Source organism: Pseudoduganella flava (assembly GCF_007830495.1).
GTDB lineage: Bacteria > Pseudomonadota > Gammaproteobacteria > Burkholderiales > Burkholderiaceae_D > Rugamonas > Rugamonas flava.
In genome coordinates, this window is sequence record NZ_VLKW01000010.1 from 123,096 (window position 1) to 145,800 (window position 22,705).

Below are 22,705 nucleotides of genomic sequence, written 5' to 3' on the forward strand. Positions count from 1 at the left end.
GTCATCTCTGCATGACGCGTCGATGACAAGTTGAAAGGATGGTGCCCGCCGTCAGAGCGCAGCGACCATCTCGTGATCCACTTCCACCCGCACGCAGCTGCCGACCATTTCGACGTTGATCGACAACAGATCCTGGTTCTTCATGCTGACCAGTTCCCCTTCGACGCCTGCAAATGGCCCGCCGGTGATGCGTACGCGCTTGCCGACGACAAGGTCGCTGTCGACCGTCAGCGTGGCGCCGCTGTCGACCAGCAGCTTGACGGCTTCCAGGTCCTTGTCCGGCAAGGTGGCGGGTTTGGCGTCCGCGAACACGAGGCCGCAGGAGCCGCGGATGAACCGGATGCCTTCGTACTGGTCCGCCCGGGGGCGGACGAAGACATAGCCGGGGAACAGAGGCATTTCGGAGACGCGTTTGCGTCCGTCCTTCACATTGATGACTCGCGTCTTCGGCAGATACGCGGTGATCTGCTTTTGCTCGAGGGAGCTTTCGACGACTTTTTCATGCCGGCTTCTGGTACGCAGCACCAGCCACGGGTCGCTACCGGTGCCACTATATGGATACTCGCTACAGTGCTCGTGCATTGCCAATTCTCCAGGACTGATACTTCTTCCGCCGGTTGAATCACCGGTTCTCGAAAACAGGACTGAAACCACGACATTTAAACAGCAAGGGTGGCGCATTGCGTTACCGACCGGGCTATTGGGCCGCTTCATGCGGAGACCCGGTCGATTGCGAAAACCCGCCATGCAAATCATCTTTTCATGTCAGGCCATTCGTGTCAACGCCACAAAAGTATGAATGTTGTCCAAATTTGTAAGTCAGCGGCAAAAGTCGTCCCTCGGCCATATGACATCGCAGTAAATACGGCGGGGCACGGCGGCTTCTCAGCCAGCTCGTTCGTGCCAATGCGGCAGAGAAACGACACGGCGCGACTGGCAGCATTCGTTACGCACACCATAGATGAGTATCGGCACGAAAAATGTCTCGAAAGTCATAGTGAAACACACTTTTTTTCAAGTATTACTCGAACTGTGTGCACGCTGTTCACATCGCGGCACCATTGCTGTGTGGAGAATAATACTGCCGACTTGCCAATACCCGACCACGATGCTATCGCCGGTCACGCAATAGTTTGACTTGTAGGGACTTAAAATACCGTAACGCAATTTATATAGCGCAAGCAGCACCCGTAATCGTATTTTCTGGCGCGAAAGCGGCTCCGACGCATGCGCTAACACCGCATTAACAATGCACCGGACCATGCGCTCGTTTCGCGATATATGTATGCGAATAAGCAAGCCGAAGCGCGCTAAAACACGCGTCGCTTATATTCACCGCCAGCGCTGGATTAATCACTCCATGGAGAAACCGGGGGCCGACCAGGTGATATTGTGCGGCATTCGATGCCTGCCACCCCTGCGTCAAAAGTTGCCGTATCAAGGCGCAATGCCGAGTCATGCGGAACAGCGCCCCCCGGGAATAGCAATGTTCCGGCGCGCACGGATGGAGCGAAGTGGGCAGAAAGGGGCAAGGCCCGCCGCCGGCCGGCTATTCGCGGGCAACCGGTATCCGACCTGCCGTAGCGTGACGCCACCGCACCTGCCCCGGCCTGCCACCGGTGGGACCAGCAGCCGAACGCCGTCGGTCCGCGCGCAGAGCTATCATTGCCGGACAGTTCCTCAGCGCCGACATTGTTGAAATTCCTAATTCCGGAGGTGACATGGCAAGTTACGCCCGTTTTGGCTGGATGATCGCCTGCTCGACGGTCATCATGTATGGCCTGATGTATTTGAACACGTATGAGCTCGAGCACGTGCACTTCAGCCAGACGCGCGCATGGATGGCGCTGATCATGGGTGCCGCGATGGCCATCGTCATGTTGGGGTTCATGTTGAGCATGTACGCGGACAGGCGGCGTAACACCGCCATTTTCGTGGGCGCCTGCGCGGTGTTCGCAGTCTCGTTGTGGCTGGTTCGCAGCCAGACGACAGTCGACGACGTTTCCTACATGCGAGCGATGATTCCCCATCATTCGATCGCGATCATGACGAGCGAGCGCGCCAGGATCCGCGACGCCCGCGTTCGCAGGCTGGCCGACGGCATTGCCGCTACGCAGCGCAAGGAAATCGCCGAGATGGAGGCGCTGATCGCTGATATCGAACGCAACGGCCCGCAAAGTTGAGCACGCCGTAGCGGTACCCAGCCCGGGCCTCGCTCCAGCCAACCAGGGCCGAAGTCGCGCCGCTGCGATCCGATGATGCCTGGCGCAGCAGCCCTCCCCCCGTGTTCGAAGGCCTCGGTGGCGCCATTGCCGCCAGGGGCTCCGATCCAAGGCGCACTGCGCGCATCCCGGGCACCTGCTGAACCGCGTGCTGCCGGCGCCTCGCTATCGGGCGGGCTCTCTGTCGGCGAGCCGCACGATCCGGGTCCGTCCGGCGGCAAGCACCAGCCTGACCTCGGCGCTGCCGGTGCGCACCTTGAGCCACTCGTTGATGCGCCTGACTTCGCTCGCCTTGGGCATTCGGCGGCACTCGGCGCTAAGCACGGGAACGGTGGCCGCGCCGGCGCTGCCGGCGGGCACCGCCTGCCCGAACAATACGTTCCCGCATTGCGGATACTGCGCCTCGAATTCGCGCGTCACGGCATCCGCCTGCTTGAGCCACGCCTGCTGGCTGGCCACTTGCTCGCGCAACGCGGCAAGCGCCGCGTCTTTGTCCTGCAGCGTTTGCTGGTTGTTGCGCACGATCTCGGCCAGGATGTCCGCCTTCAGGCTGCGCACGTCGATCTCCTTGTGGTCTTCGGCCTGGACCTGGTGCACGCGCAGCCGCGCCTGCTGCAGTCCACTGGCCGGGAGGCGCGCTTCGAGTGCCTTGATGGCCGCCGGCGGCAGCGGTGCGCCGATCAGCGTGACCTCGATGTCGTGCATACCCGGTGTGACCCGCGTCTCGATCACATGGACTTGCGCCGCGCCGAATTCCTTGCGCACGAACTCGCGCGCACGGCTGCTGAACACTTCATTGTCGACGAGGCGGGCCGCCAGGAAGATACTCGGCAAGCCGGTCAACAGGACGATCGCCAGCAGCGCGCGCTTGACATGACGCTCCCTGGCCGGATCGACGAACTTGCGGTGCGGCAGCCGCAGGAATTCGATGACGACCACCGCCGCGAAGGCGATGAAGACGCAATTGATCGAGAAGAGGTAGAACGCGCCGCCAAACACCGACCAATTGCCGTTCGCCAGGCCGTAGCCGGCCGTGCAGAGCGGCGGCATCAGGGCGGTGGCGATGGCCACGCCAGGAATGACGTTGGATTTCTCGCGCCGCGTCTGGCCGATGATGCCGGCCAGGCCACCCGCCAGCGCGATGAGGACGTCCCACAGCGACGGTGTGGTACGGGCCAGCAGTTCCGACTGTGCCTCTGCTAGCGGCGTCAGCATGAAATACAGCGTGGACGTCAGGAGGCTGATGCCGGCGGCGATCGCGAGATTGGCGAGCGAACGCCGGATCAGCGCGAAATCGAAGATGCCGATGCCGTAGCCGACGCCGACAATCGGCCCCATCAACGGCGACACCAGCATCGCGCCGATGATCACCGCAGTCGAATTGGTGTTCAGGCCAACCGACGCGATCAGGATCGCGAGCATCAGGATCCACGGCGTTGCGCCGCTCAATTCGACGCCAGCGCGCAGGCTGCGGTCGATTTCCGCGTCGTCCGCCTTGTCGTCGAGGAGGCTGAAGCGGTGCGCGATCGCGGCGCGCAAGGAGGGGCGGTGGGTCTCGGGGGCGTTCATGAACCTTGTTACCGTAAAAGGATTTCCGGCGGGAAGACTGCCAGACGGCAATTTTCCCAGAGATTTCCTTACGGCGAAATACTTTTTACGCGCCCTGCTATTTCGTCACCATCTCGCGCAGGCGCCGCCGCATCTCGCGTTCGCGCCGTACTTCCTCGATCCAATCCTCGCGCATCGCCCGCCACAGCGAAATCACCATCAACACGATGACCAGCGCAAAGGGCAGCGCAAACAGGATCGTCGCGGTCTGCACTCCCTTCAGTCCGCCCGCCAACAGCAGGCTGACCGCGATGCCCGCGACCAGGCTCCCCCAGACGATCTTCACGCGATTGGGCGGATGGGGATTGCCGCCTGTGCTCATCATGCCCAGCACCAGCACCGCCGAGTCGCCCGAGGTAACGAAGAACACCAGCACCAGCAGCGTGGCGGCGACCGACATCACGTACCCGAAAGGCATCGCATCGAACATCGTGAACAGGGCGGTCGCGACATCGGCCTTCGCCGCTTCGGCGAGCGGCACGTGCTGCCAGATCTGCATGTACAACGCGCCACCGCCGAAGACGGAGAACCACAGGAAGGCCGCCAGCGAGGGGGCGAGAACGGTGCCCAGGATGAATTCGCGAATGGTTCGCCCGCGGGAAACCCGCGCGATGAACAGGCCGACGAACGGCGACCACGAGATCCACCAGGCCCAGTAGAAGATCGTCCAATTGCCGACCCACGTACTCTCGCGAAACGGTGTCGCGCGCAGGCTCATCCGTACAATTTCGCTCAGGTAGCTGCCCAGCGTGTTCGTGAATGTATCGATGATCGCGACCGTAGGGCCCAGCAGGAAGACCGCCAGGGCAAGCAGCGCGGCCACTGCCATGTTGAAGTTCGACAGGTACTTGATGCCTTTTTCAACCCCCGTCACGGCCGAGGTGATGAAGACCAGCGCGGTGACGATGATGATCGTCACCTGCGTCGTGGTATTGACGTCGACGCCGAAGACCGCATGCAGGCCGCTGTTGATCTGCAGCGCGCCCACACCGAGCGAAGCGGCGACCCCGAACGCGGTGGCCACCACCGCGAGGCCGTTGAAGAGGCCCGCCATCGAGCGTACTGGCCGCCACGGTAATGCGCTGGTCACTGTACTGATGAGCGGAGTGCCCGCCCGCCGGTACTGGAAAAAAGCGATCGCCAGCGCGACCACACTGTACACCGCCCATGGATGCACGCCCCAATGGAAGAACACATAGCGCATCGCGGCATTGGCGGCCTCAGGCGTGTGCGGCGCGATGCCGGGCGGCGCGGTGCCGTAATGCGAGACCGGCTCTGCGACGCCCCAGAAAACGAGGCCGATCCCCATGCTGGCCGCGAACAGCATGGCGAACCAGCTGCCGACGCCGAACTCCGGCTCGTCATCCTCGCCGCCGAGCTTCATGTTGCCGTAGCGGCTGAAGGCGACAAAAGCGGCAAACACCACGAGACCGAGCACGACCCACAGGTACAGCCAGCCGAAGTTGCGGGTCAGCGCCGACAGCAGCTCGTCGAAGACGGCCGCCATGTTTCGCGGGGCCAGGATGCCCCACAACACTACGAGCAGGATGAATCCTGCGGATAACAGCATCTGCATGTGGAGCTACTCCTTCATCCCGGCACCGTTGCCTGCGTTCGCAAAGTATACGGTCTGGGTCGGGTATGCAAACGCGATCCCTTCCTGTTCGAAGCGCTCGAACAACGCGACATTGATGGCCTGCTGGATGTCCATGTACACCCCGTAATCGGGCGTGTTGACGATATATATACCGTCTCCACGAACCCGAGCGCCGCCGTCGTAGTCGTGCTGGCGGCATCGAGCGCGCTGCGCTGTGCCCGGTACTGGTGCAGCCATCCCTGCACGCCGACGTCTCCCCACCGTGCGGCCTGCAACAGCAAGGCGGCGATGGCAAGCCGCGACAGCAGCACCGTACCGCTTTCCGGCAAGCTCAGCCAATGCGAGCCGACGTAGGCGCCGATCAGCAGCATGAACAATGGATGGGTCGCGTCGAGCACACGCGCAGCCAGATCATCCAGGTAAGTCGCCGTGGTTTGTGCGAATGCCCTCAGGCGCTTCACGACGACGCGCCTGGCGATGCCAACCGATGCGTAAACGACGAGGCCGATGCAAATCGCGATCGCCCAGGTGGCAAGATCGTTGTGCAAAACTAGGTAAGGCATGTGGTTCCTTTTCCGCTCTGTCGGCTCGAGGCCGGCCCGCCGCTGGGTTGAAGACGGCCATGGCCCGCACTGGGGCCGCAAGGCGGGCGCGCACGCGTCGGATTGTGCGACGGCGCCGACGGCGATGCGGGGCATGGCAGGCCGGGGCATCGTGGCTGGACAGCCCGCCCCCGCTCAGCAAGCGGGGGCATGATAGCAAGGCTATTCCATTTGCACAAATGCATATCCGGCTCCTGTGCTCGAGCGGCGCCGCGTCACGTGCAGCTGGGCGCATGAGCCTTCTGCATGGCATGCACAGTCGGCAGGCCCGCCTGGCCCGCTTTCGTACTCCGCCCGATGGCCGCTGCGCAGCCGCGAGCTACCGTTCGCAAGCGAACCGACCGGGCGTGCTTCTTGCGCCAAGCTGGCTTGACGGCGCGCGGTACGCGTCGAGTGGAGCATCCCATGCGTGAACGACTTCGATTCCTGCTCAGCCGCCTGCGCGAACGTTTGTGGATCAAACCGCTGCTCGCATGTGCCCTGTCGGTCATCGGGGTACTGCTGGCCCATCTGGCCGACCGCCTGGTGGAGGGCGCCGTGCCCGAGGTAACGCAGACTTCGGTCGTGGAGCTGTTGAAGATTATCGCCGCAAGCATGCTGGCGATCGCCACGTTCGCGGTGGCCTCGATGGTATCGGCCTATGCTTCGGCCGGGCAAATCGCGACCGCGCGGGCGTTCCCGTTGATCGTCGCCGACGACGTATCGCAAAACGCCCTGTCGACGTTCATCGGCGCCTTCATCTTCAGCATCGTCGGCATCAGCGCGGCGATGAACGGCTACTACGGGCCGGCGGGCCGCTTGACGCTGTTCACGCTGATGGTGGTGGTCCTCGTCATCGTGGTTCTCACCTTCGTGCGCTGGGTCGACCGTATCGCGCGCCTGGGCCGCATCGGCGCGATCGTCGAAAAGGTCGAGCGAGCAACGGCCGCGGCACTGGCGCGGCGCCAGTGCCAGCCATTCCTGGGGGGCGTCCCGGCCGCGGCCCCAAAAGAGGGAGTCCCGGTGCACGGACACCGCATCGGTTATGTCCAGCACGTCGACGTCGCACGGCTGCAACGCGTCGCGGCGGAGCACGACCTGCGGGTCAGCGTGGCGGTCTTGCCCGGCACCTACGTGAGCCCAGGGCGTCCGCTGTGTCACCTGCAGTGTCCGCAGTACCGCGACGTGTCGGCGGCACACCGCGCCTTTCAACAAGCGTTCACGATCGGCACCCAGCGCCAATTCGACGACGACCCCAGGTTCGGTCTGGTCGTGCTGGCCGAAATCGCCGGGCGTGCGCTCTCCCCCGGCATCAACGACCCGGGGACCGCGATCGGCGTACTGGGATCGCTCCAGCGCCTGCTTGCGGCCCTGTCGCGCGGCGGATTGCCCGATCCGCCCACGTGCGAACGCGTGGCCGTTCCCGCTCTGGCGCTGGACGACCTGTTCGACGACGCTTTCAACGCCATCGCCCGCGACGGTGCGGGCATCGTGGAAGTGGCGTTGCGGCTGCAGCGCCACCTTGGCGAACTCGGCCGAGAAGATCCGGCGCTGCGAGCGTTAGCTCGACGCCATGCCGACCTGGCGCTGCGCCGCTCCGAGCACGCGCTTGGTTTCGCCCCCGACCTCCACCAAGTCCGGGCGCGACATGCGCAGTACTGGGGCAGTTCCGACCAATCCGGCCGCGATCATGCCGCAGAGGGACGGGAATGAGCCAGTCCGCTGCGCCTGCGATGTGTCGTCCGCCCTTGCACGTTTTGCGGCGGGCAACAGCGGGCCACGCCAAAGACAAAAGGCCCGCAACTAGACGTTGCGGGCCTTTCCAAGAATCCTGGTGGGAAGTGCAAGTTTCGAACTTGCGACCCCTGCAGTGTGAATGCAGTGCTCTACCCCTGAGCTAACCTCCCGAAGAAGGCATGATTATAGGTGGTGACTTGCGCTTCGTCAAGCCCCGATGATGATCATGCCGCTGTGCGCCAGAGGCACGTGCCCTTCATTGCCTTGTCCAGGCCATTGAGCAGTTCCTCGTGCGCCGCCACTTCGTCGGCGCTCGCGCGCACGACGAGGATCTCGGCCAGTGCCACCTGCTCAAGGCTGATGCCGGTGCTGGTTTCCTCGACCTCGACATCCATGCCCAGGCTGTTCTGTCCGCGCGTCATCGCCAGGTACACGTCGGCCAGCAGCTCCGCGTCCAGCAGTGCGCCGTGCAGCTTGCGGTGCGCGTTCGAGATGCCGTAGTGGTCGCACAACGCGTCCAGCGAGTTGCGCTTGCCGGGGCGCAGTTCCTTGGCCTGCACCAGCGTGTCGATGACGCCGCCGATGTGTTCCTCGAACGACGGCAGGTTCAGCGCGCGGAACTCGTGGTTCAGGAAGCCCAGGTCGAACGGTGCGTTGTGGATGATGACTTCGGCGCCGCGGATGTATTCGCGCAGCTCCTCGACGATCTCGTGGAAGCGCGGCTTATCGGACAGGAATTCCGTCGTCAGGCCGTGCACCGCCAGTGCGCCCTCTTCCGAGTCGCGGTCCGGGTTGATGTAGCGGTGGAAGTTATTGCCGGTCAGCTTACGGTTGACCAACTCGACGCAACCGATCTCGATGACACGGTTGCCCAGCTTGGGGTTGATACCGGTGGTTTCGGTATCGAGGACGATCTGGCGCATAAATACGTGGGCTTCTAAGGACAGCCGCGCAGTATAGCAAAGCGCGGCGCAGGGTTTTTACTTGCGGCGCACCGAGTCCACGCCGCGGTTGGCCAGCATGTCGGCCCGTTCGTTGCCGGGGTGGCCGTTGTGGCCGCGCACCCAGCGCCAGTCGACCTTGTGCACGGCCTGCGCCACGTCGAGCGCCTGCCACAGGTCGGCGTTCTTGACGGGTTCCTTCGTCGACGTCTTCCAGCCGCGCGCCTTCCAGCCGTGGATCCATTCGCTGATGCCCTTCTGCACGTACTGGCTGTCGGTGTGCAGCACCACTTCGCACGGGCGCTTCAGCGCGTTCAGCGATTCGATGACGGCCTTCAGCTCCATCCGGTTGTTCGTGGTGTTCAGCTCGCCGCCAAACAATTCCTTCTGCGCTTCGCCCGCCACCATCAGCGCGCCCCAGCCGCCGACGCCCGGGTTTCCCTTGCACGCGCCGTCGGTGAAAATCTCTACTTTATCCATGTTTCCTGTGTTTGTTCGTTGCGGGGACGGCTACGGGTGCCTTCGCCGTCTTCTTGCTCCAGGCCGGCCCGATCAGGCGCATGCCCTTGACCCGCTTGATCGCCTGCACCATGTACACGGCGCCGAAATAAGGCCACCACCGTGCGCCGGCGCGATCCATGAACGCGTAGCGCGCGAGCCAGTGCTCCGTGCGGCATGCCGGCGCATAGCAGCCGAAGTGGCTGTGGCTGACTCCCATATTCAGCAATTTTAACCAATCCTTGATGCGGGGCATGGAAATCAGCTCGGCCGGCGGCAGGTAACGGTTGCCGGTGACGCGGCCACGCACGTTCCGCAGGCCCCACAGGCTGGCCGGGTTGAAGCCGCAGATGATCAGCTGGCCTTCCGGGATCAGCACCCGTTCGACCTCGCGCAGCACCTGGTGCGGCTCCGCCGCGTATTCGAGTACGTGCGGCAGCACGACCAGGTCCAGGCTCTGCGATGCGAACGGCAGTTCGGTGCCGTCCAACGTCAGCGCGACGGGCCGGCCCGTCGTTACCTCGGTCGGGTGCGGCACCGTGTCGGCCAGCCACTTGTGCGGCATGCGGCTGGCCGCCAGCGCGTCGATCTGCGGCGTGCCGATCTGCACGGCGTTGTAGCCGAAGATGTCCGCCGTCAGTTCGTCCAGGCGGCTTTGCTCCCAGGCGCGCACATAGCTGCCGGCCGGCGTTTGAAGCCAGCTGTCCAGCGCTATAATGGATTTCTCGGATGTTGCGCTATCCATGCCTTCCCTTTGAAGCAATGAATGATACCCTGGACGTTCTGGCGGTTCCGGCCTTCAACGACAATTACCTGTGGCTGGTCCATGACGGCCACCACGCGGCCGTCGTCGACCCCGGCGATGCCCAGCCTGTGCTCGCCGCCTTGCAGGCGCACGGCCTGACACTTACCGCCATTCTACTCACCCACCACCATGGTGACCACATTGGCGGTGTGCCTGAATTATTGCAGCATTATCCGGTACCCGTGTTCGGGCCGCGCAGCGACGGCATCGAAGCCGTCACGCAACCGCTCGGCGACGGCGACACGATCACCGTGCCCGGTATCGGCATGCGGCTGACCGTGCTGGACGTGCCCGGCCATACGAAAGGCCACATCGCCTACTTCCGCAACGTGGGCCCGCCATGGCTGTTCTGCGGCGACACGTTGTTTGCCGGTGGCTGCGGCCGCCTGTTCGAAGGCACCCCGGCGCAGATGGCCGCGTCGCTGGACAAGCTCGCCGCGCTGCCGCCCGGGACAAAGGTTTTTTGCGCTCACGAATACACGCTGTCGAACCTGCGCTTCGCGCTGGCGGTCGAACCGGAAAACGACGCGCTGCACGCACGCATGGCGGACGAGGCGGCCAAGCGTGAACGCGGCGTGCCCACGGTGCCCAGCACGATCGCGCTGGAACGCGCCACCAACCCTTTCCTGCGCTATCGCGAGCAACGCATCGCCCGCAGCCTGCACGACGCCGGCAAGCTCGACGCCGGCGCGCCGCCCGTGGCCGTCTTTGCCGCACTGCGCGAATGGAAGAACCATTTTTGACAGGAACACTCATGGAGACAGTCAGGTTCTATTACGACCCGATCAGCCCCTACGCGTGGCTGGCCACGAAACACATTGCCCGCATCGAGGCGGCGGGCGTGCACCTGGAAATGGAGCCCGTGCTGTTCGCGGGCCTGTTGAAGGCGCATGGCTTGAAGGGGCCGGCCGAAGTGCCGACGAAACGCGAGGCGATGTTCCGCGACGTGATGCGGATCGCCGACGCGCAAGGCCTCACGTTCAAGGGCCCGCCCGGCCATCCGTTCAACCCGCTGCTGGCCTTGCGCATGTGCCTGGCGATGAACTCGCTGACGAGCCGGCGCCGCTTCACGTTCATGCTGTCGCAGGCGTGCTGGGAACGGGGCCTGGACCTGTCCAGCCCCGCCGTGCTGGCGCAGCTGGCCGCCGAGTGCGACCTGAACGGCGAAGCGCTGCAGGTCGCGGCGAACACTCCGGAAGTGAAACAGCAATTGATCGAGGCCACCGAACGCGCGGCGCAGGCCGGCGTGTTCGGCGTGCCGACGTTCAGCTACCAGGGGGAGCTGTTCTGGGGCGGCGACCGCATCGACCTGCTGCTGCGGCGCATTGCCGGCCATCGCATCGACGAAGGCCGGCTGAGGGAATTCCTCGCGCGCCCCGCGCTGGCGACGCGCGCGCTGTGACGCGGGGTACCGGTCAGATCTCTTCGTACAGCGGCAACGTCAGGAACTCGGCGAACGATTCCGACGTGGACATCTGCTCGAAGATGCGGGCCGCGCGCTCGTAGTTCTCGCTCGTCCCATCGGGCGCGGCTGCCTTGACCTTCGGCAGTTCCTCGGGAATCATCGCGCGCACCATCTGGGCCGTGACCTTGCGGCCATCGTCAAGCACGCCCTTCGGCGAACGGATCCACTGCCACACTTGCGAGCGGCTGATCTCGGCCGTCGCGGCGTCTTCCATCAGGTTGTGGATCGGCACGCAGCCGTTACCGCCCAGCCAGCTGCCAAGGTAATGGATGCCCACGTTGATGTTGTAACGCAGCCCGGCCTCCGTGATCGGCGCTTCCGGCTGGAAATTCAGCAGGTCGGCGGCCGTCACGTCGACGTCCGGGCGCTGCTTGCCGATCTGGTTCGGCGCATCGCCCAGCACCTTCGTGAATTCCGTCATCGCCAGGTCGACAAGGCCTGGGTGCGCGACCCAGCCGCCGTCGTAGCCGTCGGTCGCATCGCGCGCCTTGTCGGTGCGCACGCCAGCCATCGCCGTCTCGTTCTTCTCCGCATCGTTCTTGATCGGGATGAGGGCGGACATGCCGCCGATCGCCGGTGCGCCGCGCTTGTGGCACGTCTTCAGCAGCAGCAATGCGTAGGCGCGCATGAACGGCGCCGTCATCGTCACCTTCGGGCGGTCCGCCAGGCAGAAGTCCTTGTCCACCTTGAACTTCTTGATGCAGCTGAAGATGTAGTCCCAGCGGCCCGCGTTCAGGCCGGCGCTGTGCTCGCGCAGTTCGTACAGGATCTCGTCCATCTCGAACGCGGCCAGGATCGTTTCGATCAGCACCGTCGCCTTGACCGCGCCTTGCGGCAGGCCCAGCTCATTCTGCGTCATCACGAAGATGTCGTTCCACAGCCGTGCTTCGAGGTGCGATTCCATCTTCGGCAGGTAAAAGTACGGGCCGGCGCCCCGCGCCAGTTGTTCCTTGGCGTTGTGGAACATGAACAGCGCGAAGTCGAAGATGCCGCCGGAGATGCGCTTGCCGTCGACCAGCACGTGCTTCTCGTCCAGGTGCCAGCCGCGCGGGCGCACGACCAGCGTCGCCGTCTTGTCGTTCAGCTTGTAGGACTTGCCGTTCTGCTCCAGCGTGATCGTCTTGCGCACGGCGTCGATCATGTTGACCTGGCCCTGCAGCTGGTTGTGCCAGTTCGGCGTGTTCGAATCCTCGAAGTCCGTCATGTAGCTGTCCGCGCCGGAGTTCAGCGCGTTGATGACCATCTTGCGCTCGACCGGGCCGGTGATCTCGACGCGCCGGCATTGCAGCGCGGCGGGAATCGGCGCGATCTTCCAGTCGCCGGCACGGATGTGGGCCGTCTCGGCCAGGAAGTCCGGGCGCTCGCCGGCATCGAGCCGTTTGGCCCGTTCAACGCGCGCCGCCAGCAATTCCTGGCGCCGCGGCTCGAATGCACGCGACAGCTTGGCCACCAGCGCCAGCGCTTCCGGTGTCAGCACGCGTTCATAATCGGGCCTGATTTCGCCCTTGATCTCCATCCCTTCGGGTAATGCGATGCTCATCTGGATCTCCTTGGTTTGTATGCTCTGTATGCTCTGGTGGAACTGGATACCTTGCAGTATATTGACTGAATACTTAGCTAAACGAGACTATTAATCACTTCATCTGTGCAAATTTGTCACAGATGACGATTGGATGAGATGGGACAATTCAGACAGATCTCCACGTTCGTCGACGTGGTCGCGCGCGGCAGCCTGTCGGCGGCGGCCCGCGCCGAGGGTATCGCACCGGCCGTGATCGGCCGCCGCCTCGATGCGCTGGAGCAGCGTCTGGGCGTCAAACTGCTACAGCGTACCACGCGCAAGCTGGCGTTGACGGACGAAGGCGCCGCGTTCCTGGAGGATTGTCAGCGCATCCTGGCCGACCTGGAAAGCGCCGAAGCGGCCGTGTCCGAACGCAGCGCGCATGCGACCGGCCACCTGATGATTTCCGCACCGGCCGGGTTCGGCAGGCAGCACGTCGCCCCGCTGATTCCCTCGTTCCTGGCCGAGCACCGCGACGTGACCGTCACGTTGAACCTGAACGATCGCGTCGTTGACCTGATCGGCGAAGGCGTCGACGTGGCGATCCGCATCGCCAGCCTGTCCGACTCGAACCTCGTCAGCGTGAAGCTGGCGGACAACCACCGTGTCGTCGTCGGCACGCCCGCCTATCTGACGCGCCACGGCATCCCCGCCACGCTGGACGACCTGGCGAAGCACAACTGCATGGCGATCAGCAGCGAAGGCAGCCAGCGCGGCTGGACGTTTCGCGACAACGGCAAGAGCGTTACCTTGAAGGTGAGCGGCAATATGAGCTGCAACGACGGCGCCGTGCTGCACGACTGGGTCCTTGCCGGCAAGGGGCTTGCGTGGCGCTCGATGTGGGAAGTCGGCGTCGACATCGAGGCGGGCCGCCTGCAAAGCGTGCTGGACGAATACGCGGCGCCCGGCAACGACATCTATGCCGTGTTCGCCCAGCGGCGCCACCTGCCGCTGCGCATCCGTGCCTTCGTCGATTTCCTGCGGCGTACGTATGCGCAGCCCGGCTATTGGCGCCAGGGCTGACGGGATCATCGGGGTTGCCGCGCGGGATGCCCTGACGAGCTCCGCAAAGGGCTTAATGCAGCGATGCGGACTTGGGCGCCATGCCGGCGATGGCGGCACAAGCAAAGGCGCAGCAGCAACGCTGCGGGCACCTCACGTTGCACCACCGAACCGCGGCCCGATTACCAATGCCGCCCGCCGTTGCAGGCGATGGAACCTGGAGACCATGAATTGCTCAGCGAAACGATTTTCGCCTGGCCAAAAAAAAATCCCCGGGAACCGAGGATTTTTGTGTCGTTTGATTCAGCGTATTACAGAGGCTGAATGTTCGATGCTTGCTTGCCTTTCGGACCAGCGGTCACGTCGAAGGATACGCGTTGGTTCTCCTGCAGCGATTTGAAGCCGGTGGTTTGGATCGCCGAGAAGTGAGCGAACAGATCTTCGCCGCCTTCGTCAGGGGTGATGAAGCCAAAACCCTTCGAATCATTGAACCATTTTACGATACCAGTTGCCATTACAATTCCTATTACAGTTAAATGAGCTTGCGCCCGTGATATCGTTCGAAGCAAGTATGCAATGGCAGACAACCTGCACTACCCTTGAATCTAAACGATCCCGCATTATACCGAATACAGCGCCAAAAAGTCCGTCGTAGAGCACGTTTTCACGAAATATTTGCTACTGCTGAGCCGAAAGTGGTAGAAACCGCCTATTTCGTGGCCTTTCCGGCGCAAAAAACGGCAGAAAAATGCTGCTGATAAACGTTTCCAGTCACTTCGGCGGTGCCGCAACCGCGGTTACGACCGCGATCACGACACTTTCAGCACCTCCAACCGCCCTCTCATTGCCTCCGGTATGCAGCCGCTGGGTCGACGCGGCGTCGACGAAAAATCGACGCAGAGTCAACGAAGAATCGTCGAACACGTCGCCGATCTCCGAAATCCGTGCCGCAAACCGGTAGCCAATGAAATTGCAGTGAAAGATGCACCTGCAGTGTTGTTCGGCATGTGTGTAACTATAGACAATATTCGTCGGTGGCGTTTGATTAATATCAATCGTGCGCCACGAATTTGCTGTCGCGTGGGTTTTTGGTAGCCCAGGCCAGATAGGCGCGGATTTGCGGAATCAGCGCGGGCCACCCTTCCCCGCCCGCCAATATCGCGCGCACCGCCTGTTCCAGCCGGCGGGCTTCGTCGCCCAGCGCCGTAAAGCCGAACGAACCGGCCGAACCGGCAACGGTATGCAAGGCGTGATGGACGCGCTCGAGTTGCGCGGTGTCCGGCGCGGAACCGGCGGCGGCCACCGCATCGGCGATCGCGCGCATCCGCTCCGGCACGCTCGCGGCGAACTTGTCGCCGAGCGCGCGCAGGTGGTCGCGGAACGCGGGATCGGCGGGCGTGGCCACGTTACTTGGTGCCGAAGATGCGGTCGCCGGCGTCGCCCAGGCCCGGCATGATGTAGGCGTGCTCGTTCAGGTGCGAATCGAGCGAAGCGCAATAGATCTTCACGTTCGGATGCGCCTTCTGGAACACTTCGATGCCTTCCGGCGCGGCCACCAGCGCGAGGAAGATGATCTGTTCGTCCGTGACGCCGCGATTCTTCAGCACGTCGACGGCATGGACGGCCGAATTGCCCGTTGCGACCATCGGATCGCACAGGATGAACGTGCGGTCGACCAGGTCCGGCAGGCGGACGAGGTATTCGACGGGCTGGTGCGTGTCCGGATCGCGGAACACGCCGATATGGCCGACGCGGGCCGACGGCACCAGGTTCAGCAACCCGTCGCTCATGCCGATGCCGGCGCGCAGGATCGGCACGACGGCCAGCTTCTTCCCGGCGATCACCGGTGCGTCGATCGTCATCAGCGGCGTTTCGATCTCGCGCGTGGTCAGCGGCAGGTCGCGGGTGATCTCATACCCCATCAGCAAGGTAATTTCCTTCAGCAGCTCACGGAACGTGCGCGTGGACGTCGCCTTGTCGCGCATGTGCGAAAGCTTGTGCTGGATCAGCGGGTGATCGGTGATGAAGAGGTTTGGGAAGCGCGGATCTTGTTTCATTTTTTCCAAGGTACGGACACAGTATCACCGCATTATCCCAGCCCGCGCCACGCCCTGTCCATGGCGCCACTGTAAAAAAGCTCACGCGGTGACCAGCGCGCGGGCCAGGATCGCCGCGCAATCCGTGCCCGCAGGCAGCCGGCCGTATGCTCCGCCGGGTTCGCGGGCCAGCCGCGACGCGACGAACGCGGACGCCACGTAAGCCGGCGCATGCCGCAGCAGCAGGCCCGCCTGCACGGCCAGCACGATGCGCTCGGCCAGCACGCGGGCGCCGAATTCATCGCCCTGCGCCTGCGCCAGGTCGCGCTTCAAGTCCGCCGTAAAGCGCGCGTAATCGGCGTTCGCGGTGCCGGCGATCGCCAGCTCCGCCAGCAGCGCCTCGCCGGCGGCCGGCGACTTCGCCAGCGCCCGCAGCAGGTCCAGGCACATCACGTTGCCGGAACCTTCCCAGATCGAGTTGACGGGCAGCTCGCGATACAGGCGCGCCAGCTCGCCCTCCTCCACATAGCCGCCGCCACCCAGCACCTCCATCGCCTCGGCGCCGAAGGCCGGGCCGCGCTTGCAGATCCAGTACTTGCCGGCCGGTGTCAGGATGCGCGCCAGCGCCGCCTCGGCGGGATCGTCGCTGCGGTCGTAGCAACGCGCGAGGCGCAGCGCGAATGCCGTCGCCGCTTCCGATTCCAGCGCGAGGTCGGCCAGCACGTTCATCATCAGCGGCTGCTCGGCCAGCGGGCGGCCGAACGCATGACGGTGCCGCGCGTGGTGCAGCGCATGGGTCAGCGCCGCGCGCAAGGTGCCCGTCGTGCCCAGCACGCAGTCGAGCCGGGTGTGGCTGCCCATTTCCAGGATGGTCGGGATGCCGCGCCCCGGCTTGCCGAGCAGGTGGCCGTAGGCGCCCGTGAATTCCACCTCGGACGACGCATTCGAGCGGTTGCCCAGCTTATCCTTCAGCCGCTGCACGCGCACCTGGTTGCGGCTGCCGTCCGGCAGGAAGCGGGGCACGAGGAAGCACGACAGGCCGGCGGAGCCCGCCTCGTCCGTCTGCGCCAGCACGAGGTGGGCATCGGCCTGCGGCGCCGAGAAGAACCATTTGTGGCCGACGATGCGCCAGACGTCGTCGCCATCGTCGCCGAACACGGTTCTGGCCTCGGTCGGCGCAACCGGATTGGCGCGGGTCGTGTTGCTGCGCACGTCCGAGCCGCCCTGCTTCTCCGTCATGCCCATGCCGATCAGCGCGCCGTCCTTGCGCTCGATCGGCAGCGGCCGCGGGTCATAGGTGCGCGACAGGATCTTCGGCAGCCACTTCGCGGCCAGCTTCGGCGACTGGCGCAGCGCCGGCACGCTGGCGTAGGTCATCGTCACGGGGCATTGGGAGCCGTTCTCGACCTGGCCGAACAGGATGTAGCGGGCGGCCCGCAGCACCTGGCCCGCCGGCTCGTCGCCGCGCCATGGCGACGAGTGCGCGCCGGCGCCGATCAGCAGCGCCATCAACGCATGCCACGCCGGATGAAATTCCACCTCGTCGATGCGGCGCCCGTCCCGGTCGAAGTTGTTCAGCACGGGGCTGTTGCGGTTGGCCACGCGCGCCAGGTCCAGCGTCTCGGCCTTGCCCAGCCGGGCGCCCAGTTCCAGCAGCCCGGCGCAGGCATCGGCGCCGCCTTCCCGCTCCACCGCCTCGCGCAGCGCCGGATCGCAGGCAAACAGATTGACGTCGGCAAAGCGCGGCGGCTGATTGAACACCTCATGCGTGTCGAATGGATGCATTGTCGTCTCCGTTGGGCCCCAGCCGATATTGTCTGTTTTGCACCCAGCCTAGCGGAAAGGCCGGGGCGAGGCAAGCGAGGACCGGCTCTGCTGACATTCAAGCAAAATAGTTTTCGAAGAACACCTTTTACGAGTGCAAGGCAACATATTTCCTTGCGACATGCACGAATATTGCCTTTTTTCATGTAATTAATGTCCGCGAAGTGATACATTTGTTGCTGGCATGAACGAGAGTCATTCTCTTTGCAAGAAATACCAGAAAACCCAGGCATTACGATGCTTTCCAGTTCCACTCTTCCTGCGCCGGAGTCCCACCGGCACGCTGTCGACGCCATGCTCGAGGAAGCAGGCGACATCGTGTTCCGGCTGAATCTGCTGGGCCAGATCCTGTTCGCCAGCCGCCGCGCCACCGCGCTGATCGGCGCCGCCGCGCCGCTGGCCGGCCAGCCGCTGCCGGCCTATGTTTCCGACCTGGACCAGACGCCGCTGCGCACGGCGCTGGCCGACGTGGCCAGGAGCGGCGCCGGCCGGGTCGACGTGCGCATCCCGTCAGGCGATACGGAAGTGTGGTTCGAGTTGCGCCTGTCGACCTATGCGAACGATGCAGGCGCCGCCGAGGTGCTCGTCGTCGGCCGCGACCTCTCGGTCCAGCAAGCCACCGAGGAGCGGCTGCGCCACATGGCGACGCACGACGCGCTGACCGAATTGCCGAACCGCCTGCTGCTGTCCGACCGCATCCGCATGACGATCGCGCAGGCGCGCCGCTCCGGCCAGGGCTTCGCAGTCGCGACGGTCGGCCTGGACGGCTTCAAGAAAGTCAACGACGGCCTGGGCCACCCGGTCGGCGACGCCGTGCTGAAAATGGCCGCGCAGCGGCTGCGCCGCACGCTGCGCGACAGCGACACGCTGGCACGCGTGGGTGGCGACGAATTCGTCGCGGTGCTGCCGGGGACCTTCAACGAGCAGCAGATCCGCCTCGTCACGGGCCGGCTGCTGGCCACGGTGCAGTCGCCGTTCGAAGTGGCCGGCCACACGATCTACGTGGGCGCCTCGATCGGCGTCGCCGTCTATCCCCAGCACGCGGAAGACGAAGTCCGGCTGGTGGCGCTGGCCGACGCCGCGCTGTCGCGCGCGAAGGAAACGGGCAAGGCCCGCTGCGTCGTCTACAGCCCGCGCCACAACAGCCCGACGGAGCACGACATCTCGCTGGAAGCGGCGATGTTCCAGGCCGTGCGCGAAGGCGAGTTCGTGCTGTATTACCAGCCGATCGTCGACGCGAAGACGCGCGAGATCGAAGGTTTCGAGACGCTGATGCGGTGGAAGCACCCGACGCTCGGCATGGTCTCGCCGGCGCGCTTCATTCCGATCGCCGAAACCAATGGGTTGATCAACCTGCTGGGCGCGTGGGCGCTGAAGGCGGCCTGCGTGCAGCTCAAGCAGTTCGAGGAGGCGGCCCGGCGGCCGCTGTACATCTCTGTTAATATCAGCCCCCGCCAATTTCGCAACGATAAATTCCTTGAAGTGCTCGACGACGCCATCGCCTTTTCCGGCATCTCCGGCGCGCAGCTCGTGCTGGAGATCACGGAGGGTACCCTGATGATCGATCCCGCCCACGCCGAAACGATTCTCGCCAAGATGGCCGAGCGCCACGCCCGCATCGCGATCGACGATTTCGGCACTGGCTACTCGTCGCTCGCCTACCTGAAGCGCTTCCCGATCTCGGTGCTGAAGATCGACCGCGCATTCATCCGCGACCTGCCCGGTTCGCAGAAGGATGGCGCGATCTGTAACGCGGTGCTGGACCTGGCGCGGCACCTGTCGCTGTCCGTCGTCGCCGAAGGCGTCGAGACGGAGGAGCAGTTCGCCTACATGAGCGAGCGCGGTTGCCAGTACGTGCAAGGCTACCTGACCGGCAAGCCGATGGCGGCCAACGTCGCGATCACGGCGCTGACCGAGCGTCACTATGCCGACCTGATGCCGGCGGACGCCGCGCCGCATCCAGCATTGCGGGCGATGCCATGATCGAGTCCTTCAACGCCGCCACGGTCCTCGGCAACCAGACCCTCGCGCTGCTGTGGGAACGCACCCGCCGCCAGGGCGACATGCCGGCCTTCGCCAAGGCCATCTCGGCCGTGCTGGGCGCGATGCGCGGCGAAGAGGACGGCCAGTTCAGCATGACGGAGACGGTGCTGTCCGACCCTGTGCTGACGAACAAGGTGCTGCGCCTGGCGAACAGCAGCATGTATTCCGCGTTCGGCCAGCACGTCAACACGGTCACCAAGGCCGTGCTGGTGCTGGGTACCGAGGCGATCGGCCACCTCGCGCTGGGCCTGAAGCTCGTCGAGGAACTGGCCGCCGCGTCACCCGATTCGACGCAGGCGCACATCGAAATGGAGAAGGCCGTGCTGGCCGGCCTGATCGCCCGCGAAATCGCCGGCGCCGCGCGCAGCCCGCAGACGGAAGAAGCCGTGGTCTGCTCGATGCTGCACACGCTGGGCCGCATGATGATCACGTTCTACATGCCCGAACTGTGGACCAGGCTGCGGCAGCAGGCCGGTACCGGCAACGAGGACGAGGCGGCCATTGCCGTGCTGGGCCTGTCGCTGGCCGACGTCGGCATCGCCACCGCGCAGCGCTGGGGCTTGCCGAGGAACCTGGTTTCCGGCATGCGCACCGTCGAACCGGCCGAACCCGGCTCACCGCTGGGCGCCACCGACTGGGTCGCGACGATTTCAACCCTGGCGCGCCGCTGCGCCGCCGCGCTGTGGCACGACAACGAAGCCGGCACCGCCGAGGTACGCAATGTGGCGGCCGCGTACGCGCCGATGCTGGGGCTGGACTTGGCGCGCATCGACGCGGCCATCGAACACGCGAAGGAAGCGGCGCTGGAAGAACTGACGATCGCGCCGCTGTCAAAACCCGCCGAGCGCCGCGCCAAGGCGCTGGCGAAGACGCGCCAGCGTGCGGCCGGCAACAAGATCCTGCAAAGCGGCCTGGCCGACATGCGCGACGTGCTCGATACCGCGAGCCCGGGGCAGATGGTGTCGATGGCGCTGGAGACCGTGTACAAGGGCCTGGACTTCTCGCGCGCCGTCGCGTTCGTGCGCAACCGCCGCGAAAACCGTTATTCGGCGCGGATGTGCTTTGGCGACGCGATGAAGGAACACCTGGCCAATATGGCGTTCGAGGACAGCTACGAGCCGAACGTGTTCCACGCGGCGTTGAACAGCGACCGCGTGATCTTCATCGAGAATGCGCGCGATCCGAAGTTCGCGGCCAAGCTGCCGCACTGGTGGAAGTCGACCTTGGCCGAGGCGCGCAGCTTCGTGATCCTGCCGCTGTCCGCCAACGGCCAGCCGGCCGGTTTCCTGTACGGCGACTGGGACGAGACGTTCCCGCCGATCCAGCTGTCGCAGACGGAATTCGCACTGCTCAACGATATGCGCGCGCTCGTCGTCAAGTCCGTCGAGCGCCGCCACCAGCACGAAATGCTCAGCAGCCGCGCTGCTTGAGCGGCATCTTGCGGTACCGCCGGGTCAACCCCGGCGGCATTCCCCTCAGCCAGCCCGCGCGATGTCCGGCGTCTGCACGTGCACGTCGCCGCACTGGGCGCGATGCATCAGCGCGTGATCCATCAGCACCAGCGCCAGCATCGCCTCGGCGATCGGCGTGGCGCGAATGCCGACGCACGGATCGTGGCGGCCGAACGTCTCCACCGTGACGGGGTTGCCGGCCTTGTCGATCGAGCGGCGCGGCGTACGGATCGACGATGTCGGCTTGATCGCGATCGATACCGTGATGTCCTGCCCCGTCGAGATGCCGCCCAGGATGCCGCCGGCGTGGTTGCCGACGAAGCCTTGAGGCGTCAGCTCGTCGCCATGCTCGGAGCCGCGCTGCGCGACGGAGTCGAAGCCGGCGCCGATCTCGATGCCCTTCACGGCGTTGATGCCCATCATTGCGTAGGCGATGTCGGCATCGAGCTTGTCGTAGATCGGCTGGCCCAGGCCCACCGGCACGTTCTTCGCGACGACGTCGATGCGCGCGCCGATCGAGTCGCCGGCCTTGCGCAGCTCGTCCATATAGGTTTCCATCCGCGCGATCAAGGCCGCGTCGCTGGTCGCGGCAAAGAACGGGTTGCCGGCCACGTGGGCGAAGTCCTGGAACGGCACCTCGATGTCGCCCAGCTGGCGCATGCAGCCGAAGAACTCGGTGCCGTACTGCGCCTTCAGCCATTTCTTCGCGATGGCCGCGGCGCCGACGACTGGCGCCGTCAGCCGCGCCGACGAGCGGCCGCCGCCGCGCGGGTCGCGCACGCCGTATTTGTGCCAGTACGTGTAGTCGGCATGGCCGGGGCGGAAGCTGTCGGCGATATTGCCGTAATCCTTGCTGCGCTGGTCTTCGTTACGGATCAGCAGCGCGATCGGCGTGCCGGTCGTCACGCCTTCGTAGACGCCCGACAGGATCTGCACCGCATCCGGCTCCTGGCGTTGCGTCACGTGGCGCGACGTGCCGGGCTTGCGGCGGTCCAGCTCGGGCTGGATGTCCGCCTCGGACAGCGCCAGCCCCGGCGGGCAGCCGTCGATCACGCAGCCGATCGCAGGTCCATGGGATTCGCCAAAAGTCGTAACGGTGAACAGCTTGCCAAAGGAATTACCGGACATGATGATCTCAATCTTGGAATAACTGGCAATTTTACCACTTGGCCATCGGCCTATCCAGCGCGGCCGCTCGGCACGGCCCGCCATGCGTCCTGCATGCGACAACCGAGTAAATTTTCTAATTGGAAACTTTATAGACGGGTCTATAATCGAGCTAGTCACGCGCCGGACACGTGCCCTTTCCGCTATATACTGGCCGCGCGCGACTA

General features: G+C 64.6%; 20 protein-coding genes and 1 tRNA gene. 7 read left to right on the forward strand and 14 right to left on the reverse strand.

Features of this window, described 5'->3' with window-relative positions; all coding sequences use genetic code 11:
- Window positions 1–51 precede the first annotated feature (51 nt).
- Window positions 52–582: a UpxY family transcription antiterminator gene (locus IP92_RS22635; RefSeq protein WP_158206627.1), complete on the reverse strand. Its 531-nt coding sequence runs from the start codon at window positions 580–582 to the stop codon at window positions 52–54.
- A gap of 1,139 nt (window positions 583–1,721) precedes the next feature.
- Between IP92_RS22635 and IP92_RS22640 the strand changes: the two genes are divergently transcribed.
- On the forward strand, window positions 1,722–2,183 hold the full coding sequence (locus tag IP92_RS22640) for a DUF305 domain-containing protein (RefSeq protein WP_145879469.1): 462 nt from the start codon (window positions 1,722–1,724) through the stop codon (window positions 2,181–2,183).
- Window positions 2,184–2,387: 204 nt separating this feature from the next.
- Here IP92_RS22640 and IP92_RS22645 read toward each other — a convergent pair whose 3' ends face one another.
- The 3 genes from IP92_RS22645 to IP92_RS22655 form a co-directional block, all read right to left on the reverse strand.
- On the reverse strand, window positions 2,388–3,791 hold the full coding sequence (locus IP92_RS22645; RefSeq protein WP_145879471.1) for a DUF389 domain-containing protein: 1,404 nt from the start codon (window positions 3,789–3,791) through the stop codon (window positions 2,388–2,390).
- A gap of 97 nt (window positions 3,792–3,888) precedes the next feature.
- The gene (locus IP92_RS22650; protein ID WP_145879473.1) at window positions 3,889–5,406 is read right to left on the reverse strand and encodes a BCCT family transporter; all 1,518 of its coding nucleotides are present in this window, start codon (window positions 5,404–5,406) and stop codon (window positions 3,889–3,891) included.
- Window positions 5,407–5,420: 14 nt separating this feature from the next.
- Entirely contained in the window at window positions 5,421–5,990 is a 570-nt protein-coding gene (locus IP92_RS22655) for a hypothetical protein (RefSeq protein WP_145879475.1), read from the reverse strand.
- 444 nt (window positions 5,991–6,434) lie between these two features.
- On the opposite strand from IP92_RS22655, the gene IP92_RS22660 reads away from it, so the two are divergent.
- Window positions 6,435–7,721, forward strand: coding sequence for a DUF2254 domain-containing protein (locus IP92_RS22660; RefSeq protein WP_145879476.1), 1,287 nt, complete (start codon window positions 6,435–6,437; stop codon window positions 7,719–7,721).
- 119 nt (window positions 7,722–7,840) lie between these two features.
- On the opposite strand, the gene IP92_RS22665 is transcribed toward IP92_RS22660, so the two are convergent.
- From IP92_RS22665 to IP92_RS22680, 4 genes are all read right to left on the reverse strand, one after another.
- A tRNA-Val gene (locus tag IP92_RS22665) sits at window positions 7,841–7,915 on the reverse strand.
- A 54-nt stretch (window positions 7,916–7,969) separates the two neighbouring features.
- Window positions 7,970–8,668, reverse strand: a complete 699-nt coding sequence (gene dnaQ / locus IP92_RS22670; RefSeq protein ID WP_145879477.1) for a DNA polymerase III subunit epsilon — start codon at window positions 8,666–8,668, stop codon at window positions 7,970–7,972.
- 57 nt (window positions 8,669–8,725) lie between these two features.
- Window positions 8,726–9,166 carry a ribonuclease HI gene (gene rnhA / locus IP92_RS22675; RefSeq protein WP_145879479.1) on the reverse strand — a complete coding sequence of 147 codons (441 nt, stop codon included), beginning with the start codon at window positions 9,164–9,166 and terminating at the stop codon, window positions 8,726–8,728.
- Window positions 9,159–9,929, reverse strand: coding sequence for a class I SAM-dependent methyltransferase (locus IP92_RS22680; RefSeq protein ID WP_145879481.1), 771 nt, complete (start codon window positions 9,927–9,929; stop codon window positions 9,159–9,161). The genes rnhA and IP92_RS22680 overlap by 8 nt, the downstream gene beginning before the upstream one ends.
- A 17-nt stretch (window positions 9,930–9,946) precedes the next feature.
- Between IP92_RS22680 and gloB the strand changes: the two genes are divergently transcribed.
- Window positions 9,947–10,732 (forward strand): hydroxyacylglutathione hydrolase, encoded by a 786-nt coding sequence (gene gloB, locus IP92_RS22685; RefSeq protein WP_145879483.1) that lies wholly within the window; start codon window positions 9,947–9,949, stop codon window positions 10,730–10,732.
- 11 nt (window positions 10,733–10,743) lie between these two features.
- Complete coding sequence (locus IP92_RS22690) at window positions 10,744–11,391, forward strand: 2-hydroxychromene-2-carboxylate isomerase (RefSeq protein WP_158206626.1); 648 nt, start codon at window positions 10,744–10,746, stop codon at window positions 11,389–11,391.
- A 13-nt stretch (window positions 11,392–11,404) separates the two neighbouring features.
- Here IP92_RS22690 and aceB read toward each other — a convergent pair whose 3' ends face one another.
- On the reverse strand, window positions 11,405–12,994 hold the full coding sequence (aceB, locus tag IP92_RS22695) for a malate synthase A (protein ID WP_145879487.1): 1,590 nt from the start codon (window positions 12,992–12,994) through the stop codon (window positions 11,405–11,407).
- Between the two features lie 138 nt (window positions 12,995–13,132).
- Here aceB and IP92_RS22700 point away from each other — a divergent pair, with 138 nt between their 5' ends.
- Window positions 13,133–14,038 carry a LysR family transcriptional regulator gene (locus IP92_RS22700; protein ID WP_145879489.1) on the forward strand — a complete coding sequence of 302 codons (906 nt, stop codon included), beginning with the start codon at window positions 13,133–13,135 and terminating at the stop codon, window positions 14,036–14,038.
- A gap of 290 nt (window positions 14,039–14,328) precedes the next feature.
- Here IP92_RS22700 and IP92_RS22705 read toward each other — a convergent pair whose 3' ends face one another.
- The 4 genes from IP92_RS22705 to IP92_RS22720 form a co-directional block, all read right to left on the reverse strand.
- A complete protein-coding gene (locus IP92_RS22705) occupies window positions 14,329–14,532 on the reverse strand; it encodes a cold-shock protein (RefSeq protein WP_145879491.1) in 204 nt (67 codons plus the stop codon).
- Window positions 14,533–15,068: 536 nt separating this feature from the next.
- Window positions 15,069–15,422: an Hpt domain-containing protein gene (locus IP92_RS22710; protein WP_145879494.1), complete on the reverse strand. Its 354-nt coding sequence runs from the start codon at window positions 15,420–15,422 to the stop codon at window positions 15,069–15,071.
- Between the two features lies 1 nt (window position 15,423).
- Entirely contained in the window at window positions 15,424–16,074 is a 651-nt protein-coding gene (gene upp / locus IP92_RS22715; protein ID WP_145879496.1) for a uracil phosphoribosyltransferase, read from the reverse strand.
- A gap of 81 nt (window positions 16,075–16,155) precedes the next feature.
- On the reverse strand, window positions 16,156–17,838 hold the full coding sequence (locus IP92_RS22720) for an isovaleryl-CoA dehydrogenase (RefSeq protein ID WP_145879498.1): 1,683 nt from the start codon (window positions 17,836–17,838) through the stop codon (window positions 16,156–16,158).
- Between the two features lie 333 nt (window positions 17,839–18,171).
- Here IP92_RS22720 and IP92_RS22725 point away from each other — a divergent pair, with 333 nt between their 5' ends.
- A complete protein-coding gene (locus IP92_RS22725) occupies window positions 18,172–19,860 on the forward strand; it encodes a putative bifunctional diguanylate cyclase/phosphodiesterase (protein WP_229418926.1) in 1,689 nt (562 codons plus the stop codon).
- Complete coding sequence (locus IP92_RS22730) at window positions 19,857–21,350, forward strand: HDOD domain-containing protein (protein ID WP_145879502.1); 1,494 nt, start codon at window positions 19,857–19,859, stop codon at window positions 21,348–21,350. The genes IP92_RS22725 and IP92_RS22730 overlap by 4 nt, the downstream gene beginning before the upstream one ends.
- 45 nt (window positions 21,351–21,395) lie before the next feature.
- Here the strand turns inward: IP92_RS22730 and aroC are convergent, their stop codons facing one another.
- Window positions 21,396–22,499, reverse strand: a complete 1,104-nt coding sequence (gene aroC, locus IP92_RS22735; RefSeq protein ID WP_145879503.1) for a chorismate synthase — start codon at window positions 22,497–22,499, stop codon at window positions 21,396–21,398.
- Window positions 22,500–22,705 lie beyond the last annotated feature (206 nt).